The sequence below is a fragment of the Brevibacterium daeguense genome (assembly GCF_021729135.1).
Lineage (GTDB): Bacteria > Actinomycetota > Actinomycetes > Actinomycetales > Brevibacteriaceae > Brevibacterium > Brevibacterium daeguense.
Genome location: NZ_JAJTWW010000007.1, coordinates 150,051 through 164,150, shown reverse-complemented (window position 1 = coordinate 164,150; position 14,100 = coordinate 150,051). Strand labels below are relative to the sequence as shown.

Annotated in this window: 10 protein-coding genes and 1 pseudogene; 9 read left to right on the top strand and 2 right to left on the bottom strand. The window is 69.3% G+C overall.

Annotated elements, in window-relative coordinates:
- Window positions 1-123 precede the first annotated feature (123 nt).
- Both LXN01_RS07780 and LXN01_RS07775 read left to right on the top strand, forming a co-directional pair.
- A complete protein-coding gene (locus tag LXN01_RS07780) occupies window positions 124-1,269 on the top strand; it encodes an acyltransferase (RefSeq protein WP_236864048.1) in 1,146 nt (381 codons plus the stop codon).
- Window positions 1,270-1,475: 206 nt separating this feature from the next.
- Entirely contained in the window at window positions 1,476-2,228 is a 753-nt protein-coding gene (locus LXN01_RS07775; protein WP_236864047.1) for an SDR family oxidoreductase, read from the top strand.
- Window positions 2,229-2,268: 40 nt separating this feature from the next.
- On the opposite strand, the pseudogene LXN01_RS16495 reads toward LXN01_RS07775, so the two are convergent.
- Window positions 2,269-2,583, bottom strand: a pseudogene (locus LXN01_RS16495) (formylglycine-generating enzyme family protein); the annotation flags it as partial.
- A gap of 142 nt (window positions 2,584-2,725) precedes the next feature.
- On the opposite strand from LXN01_RS16495, the gene LXN01_RS07765 reads away from it, so the two are divergent.
- From LXN01_RS07765 to ndk, 6 genes are all read left to right on the top strand, one after another.
- Window positions 2,726-3,190, top strand: a complete 465-nt coding sequence (locus LXN01_RS07765; protein WP_425547661.1) for a YidH family protein — start codon at window positions 2,726-2,728, stop codon at window positions 3,188-3,190.
- Between the two features lie 8 nt (window positions 3,191-3,198).
- The gene (locus LXN01_RS07760) at window positions 3,199-3,546 is read left to right on the top strand and encodes a DUF202 domain-containing protein (RefSeq protein WP_236864045.1); all 348 of its coding nucleotides are present in this window, start codon (window positions 3,199-3,201) and stop codon (window positions 3,544-3,546) included.
- Window positions 3,547-3,792: 246 nt separating this feature from the next.
- Window positions 3,793-7,065 carry an isoleucine--tRNA ligase gene (gene ileS, locus LXN01_RS07755; protein ID WP_236864044.1) on the top strand — a complete coding sequence of 1,091 codons (3,273 nt, stop codon included), beginning with the start codon at window positions 3,793-3,795 and terminating at the stop codon, window positions 7,063-7,065.
- The gene (locus LXN01_RS07750; RefSeq protein WP_236864043.1) at window positions 7,062-8,615 is read left to right on the top strand and encodes a bifunctional folylpolyglutamate synthase/dihydrofolate synthase; all 1,554 of its coding nucleotides are present in this window, start codon (window positions 7,062-7,064) and stop codon (window positions 8,613-8,615) included. The genes ileS and LXN01_RS07750 overlap by 4 nt, the downstream gene beginning before the upstream one ends.
- On the top strand, window positions 8,612-8,986 hold the full coding sequence (locus tag LXN01_RS07745; protein ID WP_236864042.1) for a DUF4233 domain-containing protein: 375 nt from the start codon (window positions 8,612-8,614) through the stop codon (window positions 8,984-8,986). The genes LXN01_RS07750 and LXN01_RS07745 overlap by 4 nt, the downstream gene beginning before the upstream one ends.
- Before the next feature lie 142 nt (window positions 8,987-9,128).
- Window positions 9,129-9,548, top strand: a complete 420-nt coding sequence (gene ndk / locus LXN01_RS07740) for a nucleoside-diphosphate kinase (protein ID WP_236864041.1) — start codon at window positions 9,129-9,131, stop codon at window positions 9,546-9,548.
- A gap of 230 nt (window positions 9,549-9,778) precedes the next feature.
- On the opposite strand, the gene LXN01_RS07735 is transcribed toward ndk, so the two are convergent.
- Window positions 9,779-10,450 carry a vitamin K epoxide reductase family protein gene (locus LXN01_RS07735; RefSeq protein ID WP_236864040.1) on the bottom strand — a complete coding sequence of 224 codons (672 nt, stop codon included), beginning with the start codon at window positions 10,448-10,450 and terminating at the stop codon, window positions 9,779-9,781.
- Between the two features lie 360 nt (window positions 10,451-10,810).
- Between LXN01_RS07735 and LXN01_RS07730 the strand changes: the two genes are divergently transcribed.
- Entirely contained in the window at window positions 10,811-14,041 is a 3,231-nt protein-coding gene (locus LXN01_RS07730; RefSeq protein ID WP_236864039.1) for an Rne/Rng family ribonuclease, read from the top strand.
- The last annotated feature ends 59 nt before the right edge of the window (window positions 14,042-14,100 follow it).

Below are 14,100 nucleotides of genomic sequence, written 5' to 3'. Positions count from 1 at the left end.
CGCACCCGGGTGCGTACAAACCAAACCTGTCGCCCGCTGTCGTCGGCCCGTCATGCCCGGCCTCACCCGCCTCGGACGCGGAACGAGCGACCACCGGTGAGAGGGCCGTGCCAAGATTGGGGCATGCGACTCCTTGCGCGACTGTTCGGGCAGGTCGGGGACCACAACCCTCCTCCCACGGCCACGGGGTGGATGAACCCCGCACGCTCGCTCGCCATCATCGCGGTGGTCGCGATCCACGCGATCGGCGACACCGTGGAGACGCGCTACACCGACTTCGGGACGAGCGTGTGGTGGCTGGCCAACGCCATCGACTCCGCAGCGCGCTGGTCGGTGCCGGTGTTCCTGATGATCGCCGGCGCCCTCGCGCTGGATCCCGCTCGCGGGGTCCGGCCCCGGACGTTCTTCGTCAAGCGGGCCTACCGCATCGGCGTCCCGCTGGTGGTGTGGACCGTCGTCTACGTCCTGTTCCGTCTGTACTACATGGGCGGACGGAACACCGACTGGGACCCGATCGCGGCGATCGTGTCGGGGTCCCCGTTCGTCCAGCTGTACTTCCTCTACGTGCTGGCCGGACTGACGCTGCTGACCCCGTTCATGCGGCTGCTGTCCACCCACGGGTCGCGCCGCCTGCAGTGGGCGACCGCACTGATCCTGCTCGGCATCGGCATGGCCGACGAGGTCTTCACCGCCGTCTTCGGCATCGGGGAGCTCAACGCGGCCACCCGCTTCCTGCCGATGATGGGCTACTACGTCCTGGGCTGGGTGATGCGCGACTGGCTCCTGACGAGGCGCGAGGCGGTGCTCACCTGGGTCGTCTTCGCGGCCGGGCTGCTGGCGACATTCCTGTGGGCCGGGTTCGGCCTGGGGGAGAAGCCGTGGAAGTTCTCCTACGCGTACCTGTCGCCGTCGGTGGTGCCGATGTCGCTGGCCGCATACCTGCTGCTGCACCACCACATGCGCTCCGGGTTCACATGGCTGCACCGACTGTATCCCTACTCCTTCGGCGTATTCCTGCTCCACCCGCTGCTGCTCTTCCCGATGCGCGAGGTGATCGGCGGTCCGTCGAGCCTGGGCGACGTCGCCCTGCAGGGCCTGGTGATGCCCCTGGTGTACACACTCGTATGCGCCGCGATCACGGCAGCGGCCCTGAAGATCCCGGTCGTGCGCGCGGCGTTCGGCGCAGGTGCACCGTCGCGCGGGCTCGGGCGACGGGGAGGACAGCGCGACGGCCGGTCGGCGGCGGACCGGCCCGACGGCGAGCGATGAGCATCGGTGCTGGTCCGGGATGATCGACACCACTAAGGTGGGAGGCGATCGCGGAAGCCGAGCGATCGCGGAAGCCGGCGGCCGGAGTCGCAGGCCGGTGATCACGCACCAGCGACGTCAGCAGCGCCAGGGCCGGCCGCGAGCAGTGCCGGTGACAGCCGCGAGCTATGCCAGTGACGATGGCCGATCCGACCGATGGAGGGAACATGACGACTCTGCGAGCAGTCGTAACAGGAGCCAGTTCGGGAATCGGCGCCGCGACAGTGCGGCGCCTGCGCGCTGAGGGCTGGGACGTCGTCGCGGTGGCTCGGCGGGAGGAGAACCTCCGCGCACTTGCGGAGGAGACCGGTGCCGAGGTGGTCGTCGCCGACGTGACCAAGGACGAGGACGTCGCGGCCATGGCCGAGCAGGTGCTGGCGGGCGGACCGGTGCATTCGCTCGTGGCGAATGCTGGCTTCGCGCTGGGCACCGACACCGTCGCCGAATCCGATATCGGCGACTGGCAGCAGATGTTCGACGTCAACGTGCTCGGCGTGGTGCGCTCGGTCCAGGCGCTCCTGCCCGCGCTGATCGAATCCGGCCGCGGCGACATCGTCGTGATGTCCTCGACCGCCGGGCATCAGGCCTATGAGGGCGGCGGGGGATACGTCGCCGCCAAGCACGGCTCCCACAGCATCGCGGCCACCCTGCGCCTGGAGCTGGCCGGCCGGCCCGTCCGTGTCATCGAGATCGCCCCGGGCATGGTCGCCACCGACGAGTTCTCGCTCAAGCGCCTGGGCTCGAAGGAGAAGGCCGACAAGGTCTACGAAGGCGTGAAGAACCCGCTGACCGCCGACGACGTGGCCGACGCCGTCGTCTACACGCTGACCCGCCCCCACCACTTCAACGTCGATCTCATGGTGATCCGCCCCATCGCGCAGGCCGCTCAGCACAAGGTCGCCCGCAACTCGGGTCTCTGACTGGACTCCGCTCAGCCGGCGCCGACGCTGTGGGCGCAGGTCAGCCGACGTCCGCGGCGCACCGGAAACCGATATGGGTCGCAGCGGTGTCGCGGTCCTGGGGCTGTCGGGCGGCCGGCCGGTAGCGCAGGCAGTATTCGGGCGCGCACAGGTGCGAGCCGCCCTTGACGACGAGGGCGTCCTGCGCCCGTTCCACGCCGCGGTTCGGCGAACGCGGGTCGACGGGCACGCAGCAGGGCGATGCCGCCGCCGCGGGGTGCTGGGCAGCCCACCGGTCGGCGGTCCACTCCCAGACGTTGCCGATCAGGTCGACCAGATGGCAGCCGTTCGCGGGAAAGCTGCCGACCGGAGATGTTCCGGTCCAGCCGTCCTCGGCCGTGCTGCGGTACGGGAACGGTCCCTGCCGGTCGCGGTAGCATGTCGGATGTCGATCCTCGTGAGAGACAATCGGCCCTCGTGGGATCCGATCCGGAACGGACAGTGGGGGATGCCAGGCGATGACACACGAGACCGAGGCGCGCAGCGTCGGATCACCGGACGATCCGCCCGAGAACGCCGGAGCCCAGGGAGCGAACCGTGGCGGCGCGGCCGAGGACCCGGACCGAGGCTGGCTGAGCAGACGGCTGCTGCCGGACGGGGAGGATCCCGACCCCCGCATGACGCTGGCCAACGAGCGCACCTTCCTCGCATGGATCCGAACAGCGCTGGCCTTCCTGGCCGGCGGAATCGCCCTGGAGGCGTTCGCAGTGGACGTCTTTCCATCCCCGATCCGCACCTGGCTCGCCATCGCGGTCGTCTGCATCGGGCTGCTCATCGCCGCCGGGGCGGCGTTCCACTGGCTGCGGATCGAGCGGGCGATGAGGATCGGCGGCCCCCTGCCGCTGCCGGCGATCGTGCCGCTGCTCGGAGCGGGAGCGACCGTCGCATCGTTCATCACCATCGTCCTCTTCCTCGTCGAGTGAGCGGGCAGATGACCCGCCTCCACAGCGATCCCGGGCTGCAGCCGGAGCGCACCGCGCTGTCGTGGGCCAGGACGACGGTCGCGTTTCTGGTCACCAGCGCCATCTTCCTGCGCTGGCTGCCGCACTACGGACTGCTCAGTCTGGTGCCGACGATGCTCGCGGCCGTCGCGGCGCTCGCGATCTACCTGCCGCAGCGGCGCCGCTACGCGCAGCACTCGCGAGAGCTGGAGCACGGAGGCCTGCAGGCTGATCCGGTCGCCGTCATCTGGATGACGGCGGTGCCCGTGGTGCTCGGCGCCTGCGGGCTGGTGCTCATGGCCTCCGCCCTGTCCGAGCAGCTTTCGCGGATGCGCTAGACTGGGTGATTGCGACGATCCGGCCATCACCGGGGAGCATCCGGAAGAACAGCAGCTGCTGCGGGCGCCATTCCGTCCAGCAGCAGGTGCCCAGTAGAACCGGACGGGTGGGTCCGTCACAGCCCGTCGAATGAGCGATCCGCGGCGTCGGGAAGTCCCGGCAGCCCGCGGATAAGCGGGGTGGTACCGCGGCAGTCCTGTCGTCCTCGCACGGACTCCAACCCGATCACCACGCAAGGGACGCTCATGACGGATCAGATCTACCCCAAGCGGAGCACCTCCGCCTTCGGCCTCACCTCCTCGCCCGACTTCCCTGCCATCGAAGTCGACGTGCTGGACTTCTGGCAGCAGGACGGGACCTTCCAGGCTTCGATCGACAACCGTGAGGCCGGGACGAACGGCGAGAACGAGTTCGTCTTCTACGACGGCCCGCCCTTCGCCAACGGACTGCCGCACTACGGCCACCTCCTGACCGGCTACGTCAAGGACGTCGTGCCGCGCTACAAGACCATGCAGGGCATGCGGGTCGAGCGCAGGTTCGGCTGGGACACGCACGGCCTGCCCGCAGAGCTGGAGGCCGAGCGCCAGCTCGGCATCACCGACAAGTCCCAGATCACCGACATGGGCATCGCGGAGTTCAACGCCGCCTGCCGCGCCTCGGTCCTGAAATACACGGATGAGTGGCAGGAGTACGTCACCCGCCAGGGCCGCTGGGTCGACTTCGAGAACGACTACAAGACGCTCAACGTCGAGTACATGGAGAGCGTCATCTGGGCGTTCAAGCAGCTGTGGGACAAAGGCCTGGTCTACGACGGCTACCGCGTGCTGCCGTACTGCTGGCGCGACCAGACGCCGCTGTCCAACCACGAGCTGCGGATGGACGATGACGTCTACAAGATGCGCCAGGACCCCGCCGTGACCCTGGGCTACAAGCTGCGCGACGCCGACGAGTGGGTGCTGATCTGGACCACCACGCCGTGGACCGTGCCCTCGAACCAGGCCGTGGCCGTGAATCCGGACGTCGACTACGTCGCCGTCGTTCCCGAGCAGGAGACCGCCGCCGAGGCGTTCGCCGGCAAGACCTTCATCCTCGCCAAGGCCCGCCTGTCGGCCTACAGCCGTGAGCTGGGCGAGCACCCGCAGGTGCTGCGCGAGTTCAAGGGCACCGAGCTGCTCGGCGCGGCCTACGAGCCCCCGTTCCCGTACTTCGAGGGGAAGCAGGACGAACTCGGGCAGAACATGCACACGATCCTCGCCGCCGACTTCGTCACCACGGACGACGGCACCGGAATCGTCCACCAGTCGCCGGCCTTCGGTGAGGAGGACAAGGCGCTCACCGACACGTACGACATCAGGGCGGTCCGTCCGGTCGACGACAGCGGCCGCTTCGAGCAGCCGGTCGACGACTACGCCGGCGTGCAGGTGTTCGAGGCCAACAAGCAGATCATCGCCGACTTCAAGCACCACACCGGGCCGCTGGCCGGGCGCAGCGCCCTGCTGCTGCGGCACGAGACCTACGAGCACTCCTATCCGCACTGCTGGCGCTGCCGGACACCGCTGATCTACCGGGCCGTGTCGAGCTGGTTCGTCAAGGTCACCCAGTTCAAGGACCGCATGGTCGAGCTCAATGAGCAGATCACCTGGGTCCCGGAGAACGTCAAGCACGGACAGTTCGGCAAGTGGCTGGAGAACGCCCGCGACTGGTCGATCTCGCGCAACCGGTTCTGGGGCTCCCCGATTCCCGTGTGGGTCTCCGATGATCCGGACCACCCCCGCGTCGATGTCTACGGCTCGCTGGCCGAGCTCGAGGCCGACTTCGGCAGGCTGCCGCTCAACGAGAAGGGCGAGCCGGACCTCCACCGGCCCTTCATCGATGAGCTGACCCGCCCCAACCCGGACGATCCGACGGGGAACTCGACCATGCGCCGCGTGCCCGATGTCCTGGACGTGTGGTTCGACTCCGGCTCGATGCCCTACGCCCAGGTCCACTACCCGTTCGAGAACCGCGAGTGGTTCGACAACCACTACCCGGGCGACTTCATCGTCGAGTACATCGGCCAGACCCGCGGCTGGTTCTACACGCTCCATGTGCTGGCCACCGCGGTGTTCGACAGGCCGAGCTTCCTCACCAGCCTGTCCCACGGCATCGTGCTCGGCTCCGACGGTCAGAAGATGTCCAAGAGCCTCCGCAACTACCCGGACGTCAACGAGGTGCTCGACCGCGACGGCTCCGATGCGATGCGCTGGTTCCTCATGTCGAGCCCGATCCTGCGCGGCGGCAACCTCGTCGTCACCGAGCAGGGCATCCGGGACGGCGTCCGCCAGGTCATCCTGCCGCTGTGGAACGCCTGGCACTTCTTCGCCACCTACTCCAACAGCGCCGATTCCGACACGGGCGACACGACCGGCTACTCCGCGCAGCCGCGCTACGAGTCCGGCCAGGTCCTCGACCGGTACCTGCTGGCCAAGACCCACGACTTCATCGTGGAGTTCGCCCGCCGCATGGACGGCTACGACATCTGGGGCGCCTGTGAGCTCGCCCGCGAACACCTCGACATGTTCACAAACTGGTACGTCCGCCGCTCGCGGCGCCGGTTCTGGGACGGCTCCGCGGCGACCCGCGAATCCTTCGACGTCTACTTCACCTGCTTCGAGGCGTTCCTCCGGGCGGCGGCCCCGCTGATCCCGTTCACCATCGAGGAGATCTACCGCGGACTGACCGGTGAGCGCTCGGTGCATCTGCAGGACTACCCGGACGCCTCCCTGTTCACCGCCGCTCCGGAGCTGGTTGCGGCGATGGACCGCACCCGGGACGTGTGCTCGACGGGCTCCAGCCTGCGCAAGGCCAACCACCTCCGGGTCCGCCTGCCGCTGTCCGGACTGACGGTGGCCACCGACACGGCGCTCGGCGAGGAGTTCACGTCGATCATCGCCGATGAGCTCAACGTCCGGTCGGTGACCGTCCTGCCGCTCGACCAGGCCAAGGCCGCCGGCTTCACTCTTGAGCAGAAGCTCACCGTCAACGCCCGTGCCGCAGGCCCCCGCCTGGGCAGGGACGTGCAGCAGGCGATCAAGGGCTCGAAGACCGGCGACTGGTCGGCGACCGACGGCGTCGTGACCGCCGGCGGCATCGAGCTGCAGGAGGGGGAGTACACCCTGGAGGAGATCGCAGACGCAGGCGACACCAACGCCGCGCTGGCCGTGATGGACTCCGGGTTCGTCGCCCTGGACACGACGGTGACGCCGGAACTCGAATCCGAGGGCGTCGCCCGCGACACCGTGCGCGCCATCCAGAACGCCCGCAAGCAGCTCGACCTCAATGTGTCGGACCGGATCGCGGTGACGATCTCCGCCCCGGCCGCGGCGCTCGAGGCGCTGCAGGCGCACACGGACCTGGTCAAGGGGGAGACGCTGACGGTCGACCTCGTCCTCACCTCCGAACCGGTCGCCGGCAGCGAATCAGTCTTCCCCGCGACCGAGGTGCACGAGGACGCCGTCCTGCAGGTGGCCCGGGCATGAGCGAGGACACCCGCCCGACCGGCGACGGCGCTGTGGACCCCGACTACAGCGGCACGGACCGCGCGGCCGGCGCCCCTGCCGAGCCCAGCCCGCTCGCCCCGCTCCTGCCCGACGACCCCGATGCCGCCGAGATCGCGGACGCCGGCTCCGAGGAGCCGGAGCCGCTTCCGGCGGCCCCCCGCGGCACGCCGGAGCTCGCCCGGGTCTATGCCGCGCTGCTCGCCCGCCAGGGCGAGACGAAGATCGAGCCCCGACTCGACGCGACCCGAAGGGCCTGCGAGCTGCTGGGAGACATCCACGCCTCGGCGCCGGCGGTGACGATCACCGGCACCAACGGCAAGACTTCGACCGCCCGCATGGTGGACGCGCTCCTGACCGCTCACGGCCTGCGGGTGGGCCGGTTCACCAGCCCGCACCTCCATCGGGTGACGGAGCGGATCTCCGTGGACGGCGCGGAGATCGACGAAGCCGTCTTCGTGCGGATCCACGACGAGATCGCCCCGGTCCTGGCCATGGTCGACGGCGAGCTCGAAGCCGCCGGCCGGGCAAGGCTCACGTTCTTCGAGGCACTCACGGTGCTGGCCTTCGCGGTGTTCGCCGATGCGCCGGTCGACGTCATGGTGCTCGAGGTCGGGATGGGCGGCGAATGGGACTCCACGAACGTCGCCGACGCCCAGATCTGCGCCTTCACCCCGATCGGGCTCGACCACATGGTCCACCTGGGACCGGATCTCAGCACGATCGCGGCCACGAAGGCGGGCATCCTCGATCGGAATGTCCAGCCCAGTCCGGCCCCGCACCCGGTCGCGGTGATCGCCGAGCAGGAGCCGGAGGCGGCGGCCGAGCTGCGTTCGCAGATCGCCGTCCGCAACCTCACGTCCGCATGGGCGGGGGAGGACTACGCCGTCGTCGAGCGGACGAAGGCCGTCGACGGTCAGCTGCTGACCATCCGGGGCGTCCGCGGCCTCTACTCCGACCTGTTCCTGCCCCTCCACGGGGCCCACCAGGCGCGCAACTCCGCGCAGGCGCTGGCGATCTGCGAGCTGTTCCTCTCCGACGGCGAGCAGGCGCTCGACGCCGGAACCGTGGCGGAGGGCTTCTCCCAGATGGACTCCCCGGGCCGAGCGGAGATCCTGCGCTCGGAGCCGACGGTGCTCGTCGACGGCGCCCACAACCCGGCGAGTGCGGCAGTGCTCGCGGAGACGGTCGCGGAGGCCTTCGACTTCCGCGAGGTCGTCGCTGTGCTGGCGATGTTCGCCGACAAGGACCCGCATGGGGTGCTCGAGCATGTCAGCCGCTTCGCCGACCGCGTAGTGGTCACGGAGACGCTGTCCGAGCGCGCCCTGGACCGGCAGGAGCTGGCAGCGGCGGCGGCGGAGTGGTTCGACCCCGACGACGTGCTGGTCGAGGCCGACATGAACTCCGCACTCATGCGCGCCGTCGACCTGGCGCTCGAGGACGGGGAGCCGGGGGTGGGGATCGTCGTGACCGGATCCCTGCTGACGGTGGCCGAGGCCCGCACTCTGCTGGGCAGGAAGGACGAGCAATGAGCGCTCCCGCCGACGCCGGCAAGTCGAAGATCCCGCTCCTGTGCGGAACAGTGCTGATCTCCGAGGTCCTCGTGATCTACTTCGCTGCGCTGACCGGTTATGGCCTGCGCCCGGTTTCGCTGGGCTGGCTGCTGGCGGGCGCCTCGGTGCTGGCTCTGCTGTGCCTCGTCGCGGCTGCCCTGCTGCCGCGGCGACGCGGGCAGAACCGGCCGGGAATCCTGCTCGGCTGGATCGCCCAGGTGCTCATCACCGCCGGCGGATTCATCATGCCGTCGATGTTCTTCGTCGGCGCGGTGTTCGCGGTGCTGTGGGGCGTGGCCGTCTACCTGGGACGACGGATGGACCGCGAGCTGACCGAGTGGGGCGGCTGAGCGCATGCCTTAGACTGTCCCCCGGACTCCACGGCCGACCGGAATTCGCGTCGGCTCCGGACTGCACCGCGGACTGGCCGCCAGAACCCTCCCCAACCGGCTCCGGCGCCAGATCGCATCGCCTACACATCGAGGAGAACCAGTGAGCGAACGCACTCTTGTGCTTGTCAAGCCCGACGGCGTCGAGCGCGGCCTGATCGGTGAGATCGTGTCCCGGATCGAGGCCAAGGGCTACGCGATCGAGCGGCTGGAGCTGCTGAAGGCGCGCAACGATCAGCTCGCGGCGCACTACGCCGAGCACGAGGGCAAGCCGTTCTACCCTCCGCTCATCGACTTCATGTGCTCGGGTCCGCTGGTTGCGATCATCGCCTCCGGCGAGGGCGTCATCGCCGGGTTCCGCTCTCTGGCCGGAGCCACCGATCCGACAGCGGCGGCACCCGGCACCATCCGCGGCGATCTGGCCCGCGACTGGGGCACCAAGGTGCAGAAGAACCTCGTCCACGGCTCCGATTCCCCGGAGTCGGCCGCCCGCGAGATCGCGATCTGGTTCCCCGAGTCCTGATCTGCCGCCTGCAGCTCCGGCCCCCGCCGGGACTTCGTGCCGCCCAGCGCGCGGAGTCTCCCGACGGGGGCCGCGCTCGTCCCCGGAGATCGCGGGGCAGACCCGCCGGCCGGTCAAGGGATCGCGGGTCGGTCAGGGACCGCGGGACGCTCTGGAGACCGCGGGACGGTCAGGGGACCGGGGGACGGTCAGAGTACCGGGGGGACGGTCAGGGGAGCCGCGACTCGGTCTCAACGAAGCAGGGATCCGAAGAACGTCCAGAACTGGATCACCACGCAGGCGAAGATCACAAACAGCCACAGCAGGGAGATCAGCAGCGAGTTCGCCGCGAACACGCGGATGAAGGCGTTGTCGCGCACGCGGGCGCCGAAATTCCCCGCCAGGGCGTTGTAGCCGGTGACCACGCAGAACATCGGAATCGTCACGGCCCACACCACCATGCACCACGGGCAGCCGATCCCGATCCGGTAGATCGACGTGTAGAAGAGGTACATCACCAGGACGGTGCCCAGCAGGAGGCCCGAATTCAGGCCGAGCATCACCCAGCCGGGGATCCGCGTGCGGGAGATGAGCAGCACGCCCAGCAGAAGCGGGAAGATGAATGCGGCGATTCCCAGGAACTGATTGGGAAAGCCGAACAGCTGCGACTGCGGGTACGCCATCACCGAACCGCAGGAGAAGAACGGGTTGAAATCGCAGGACAGCTGCGCGGAGGGATCCTCGAGCTTCCTGACCTTGTCGATCGAGAGCTCGAATGACGCCAGAAAGCCGATGACCGAGGCGACGACGAGGAACACGCCGAGGCTCACCTCGCCCATGAACCAGGGTCGGGGCGCGATCGTCGCCTCCTCCGTGCCCTCGGCGCGGTCTTCGGTCAGGGGCAGCGATTCGCGGGTGCTCACCGAATCAGCATGCACCGATTCCGCCGCGGGCACAAACAGTGGGCAGGTCCTCCGAGCACTGTCTCCGAGCGGCTTCCCATCGTCGGATCAGCGGTCTGACAGCCAGCCTGTGACATAATGGCCATGGCGACCAGTCGTACACACCCGACAGGTCTCCCGCTTCCACCGAGCCGAGTGCGACCTCTGGCAGGTAGCAAGACGAAGCGGCATGCAGCAGGCCACCGCGCCGGTGCTCATCGCGCGAGCCGCAGCATGCGATTACAGGCTTTTCGCTCCGAGTGGGAACTCGGACACCGTCGGACCCGTTGCGCGGATGAGTAGGTGTGCCACCCGTCGCGCGGGACTAGGAGCACTCAGAAGATGACGAATACACCGGACGATCCTCAGGATCCCACAGCGGCGATCCTGGCCGATCTCGAGAGTCTGCGCGCCTCCCGCGAGCGCCAGCAGGCCGAACGCGCAGTCGACGAGGACGTCAGGGCGCAGCTCGACTCCATCGCGCAGGCGGCAGAGTCCCTGCGCGAACCCGCCGAGTCCCAGCAGGAAAGCCCTGAGAGCCGATCCGCGGAAGCGGGGCAGGAAGTGGACGCGCCCGAGCCGCGGGCGGCTCGCTCAGCAGTGGCCAACCGCGGCCTGATCTTCGAATCCGCGATCTCCCGCTCGACTCGCGACAGGGAAGCGGGAGCCGCTGAGGACTCGCGGGACGACTCCCAGCCGATGGCTGCCCGACACGAGGCGCCGTCGCCTCAGGTCGACCCGCGTAACCCCTTCGCCTTCAATCGCTTCCGGTCCGCGGAGGAGGAGCCGGTGGCCTTCGCCCCGGCCGCGATCCCCGCGGGCGGCGGCCTGCTGTTCCAGCCGCCCCAGGCCGAGCTCGCCGAGCAGGTCGACCCGGACTGGAGCGCGGAGGACGATTACGACGACGAAGAGGACTACTTCTCCGCGGATGGCGATGACTCCGGCTACGGCGAGTCCGACTCGCAGTCAGACGAGTCCGATGCCGCGGAGGGAACAGGATCCGAGAGCGGACTCGGCTCCGAGGATTCCGCGCAGGACGGCGACGCAGAGGCGCAGCCGCGCAGGCGGCGCCGTGGGGGTCGGGGACGGCGCTCGCGCAGCCGCGATCAGCGGGACAGCTCCTCCGGAGACGACGAGCAGGGTGACACGGGGTCCGGTCGGGAAGCACACCGGGAGACTGGCGCCGAGGCCTCGAACGACGACCGCCGCAGCGGAGGTCCGAAGAGCAGCGACCAGCACGGGGCGCGTGAGTCGGACGACAGCGATTCCGCTCAGGGTTCAGCGGAGGACTCCTCCGACTCCGACGACTCCGGTTCCAGCAGGCGCCGGCGTCGGCGCCGCAGCCGCGGGTCGAATGGCTCGCAGTCCTCAGCGGGCGCGCAGTCTGCAGCGGGTGCGCAGCAGAGCGCCGGGTCCGACGACAATCAGGTCACCGGAGTCAAGGGGTCGACCCGGCTCGAAGCCAAGCGCCAGCGCCGCCGGGAGGGCCGAGAGGCCGGACGACGCCGCCCGATCATCACCGAGGCCGAGTTCCTGGCCCGTCGCGAATCTGTGGAGCGGACCATGCTGGTCCGCGAACAGGACGGTCGCACCCAGCTGGTGGTCCTCGAGGACGGCATCGCCGTCGAGCACTACCTGAGCGAGGCGAAGGCGCACGCCTCGCTGATCGGCAACGTCTACCTCGGCAGGGTGCAGAACGTGCTGCCGAGCATGGAGGCCGCGTTCGTCGACATCGGCAAGGGGCGCAATGCGGTCCTCTACGCCGGCGAGGTCAACTGGGACGCGCTGGGCATGGAGGGCAAGCCGCGCCGGATCGAGCTTGCGCTCAACGCCGGTGATCCCGTGCTCGTCCAGGTCACGAAGGATCCGGTCGGACACAAGGGCGCACGGCTGACCGCGCAGGTCTCCCTGCCGGGCCGCTTCCTCGTCTACGTTCCCGGCGCGTCGATGACCGGCATCTCCCGCAAGCTGCCCGAGAACGAGCGCCAACGGCTCAAGAAGGTGCTGCGCACCCTGGTGCCGGATTCGGCGGGCGTGATCGTGCGCACAGCGGCCGAGGGCGCCTCGGAGACCGAGCTCGAGCGCGACGTGGAACGGCTCTCGAAGCGCTGGGAGTCGATCGAGAAGAAGTCGACCTCGACCAAGGTGCAGGCCCCGCAGCTCCTCTACAGCGAGCCGGACATGACGGTGCGGATCATCCGCGATGTCTTCAACGAGGACTTCAGCGCGCTCGTCGTCGACGGTGATTCGGCCTGGGACACCATCCACGAGTACGTCGAGGCGGTGGCGCCGGACCTGCTTGACAGGGTCCGCAGGCACGACTCCGACGCGGACCTGTTCGACGAGTACCGAGTGAGCGAGCAGATCGAGAAGGCACTCGACCGCCAGGTCGCGCTGCCCTCCGGCGGTTCGCTCGTCATCGACCGGACCGAGGCGATGACCGTCATCGACGTCAATACCGGCAAGTTCACCGGCTCCGGCGGCAACCTCGAGGAGACCGTCACCAAGAACAACCTTGAGGCGGCAGAGGAGGTCATCCGCCAGCTGCGGCTGCGCGACATCGGCGGCATCATCGTCGTCGACTTCATCGACATGGTGCTCGAATCGAATCGCGATCTGGTGCTGCGCCGCCTGATCGAGTGCCTCGGACGCGATCGCACCAAGCACCAGGTCGCGGAGGTCACCTCACTGGGGCTCGTCCAGATGACCCGCAAGCGGATCGGCACCGGGCTGGCCGAATCGCTCGTGCAGGCAGGGGAGGACCTGTCCGGGCGCGGACTCCTGCTGCCGGGCACGGAGCCCGATCAGAGCGGCCAGGGCGGCTCGCGCTCCGGTCGCGGGCGCAGGCGCCAGCAGGACAATCGCAGGAGGCCCGCCGTCGACGATGACAAGCAGGACGTCTCGCGCTCCGCTGTCGCGGCGATCGCCAAGGCGACGCTGAAGAAGGACGAGCCGCAGACGCCCGCGCCGCCGGAGGACTCCGCTGCGGAGCAGGGCACTGCTCCGGAGTCGGCTCAGTCCACGGATCAGCAGCCGTCGGACGATGCGGCGGATTCCGCAGAGCAGCAGAAGCGCGACGGTCAGGGCCGGACCGGCAGGTCCCGGCGCGGCTCGCGGGGCCGCCGCTCCGAGCGGGCCCAGGCAGCCGCGACTGCCGGTCCGACCGACGCGACTGATTCCACCGACGCTCCTGAGCGCGAATCGAAGGCGGCGATCACCGCGCCCGAGGCGGCTGAGCGTGCCGAGGTCGATCGGAGCGATTCGAAGGCGGAGATCGCTGAGCCTGCGACCGCGCGTCCTGCTCCGTCCGCTCCACCCGAGCCCAGTGGTCCTGCGCCGCTGATCATCGGCGCCGATTCCGAGACCAAGGTCCAGGTCGTGGCCCCGACGGAGGAGCCGGCCGTGGCCGAGCCGGATCACGCGGACTCGGAACCCGCCTCGGCTGCGGACCGGTCGACCGGATCCGAGGAGCCGGCGTCGGACGACGCGGCTTCGGATGACACCCGACCGGTGACCGAGGAGAAGCCGCGCGAACCGGCTCCGCCGATCCTGATGCTCGGCATGGACAGCTGACCTGAGTCCGGCCGGGCTGCGGAGCGCCTGACCACTCCGCAGCGCCTCGCAGTCCACCC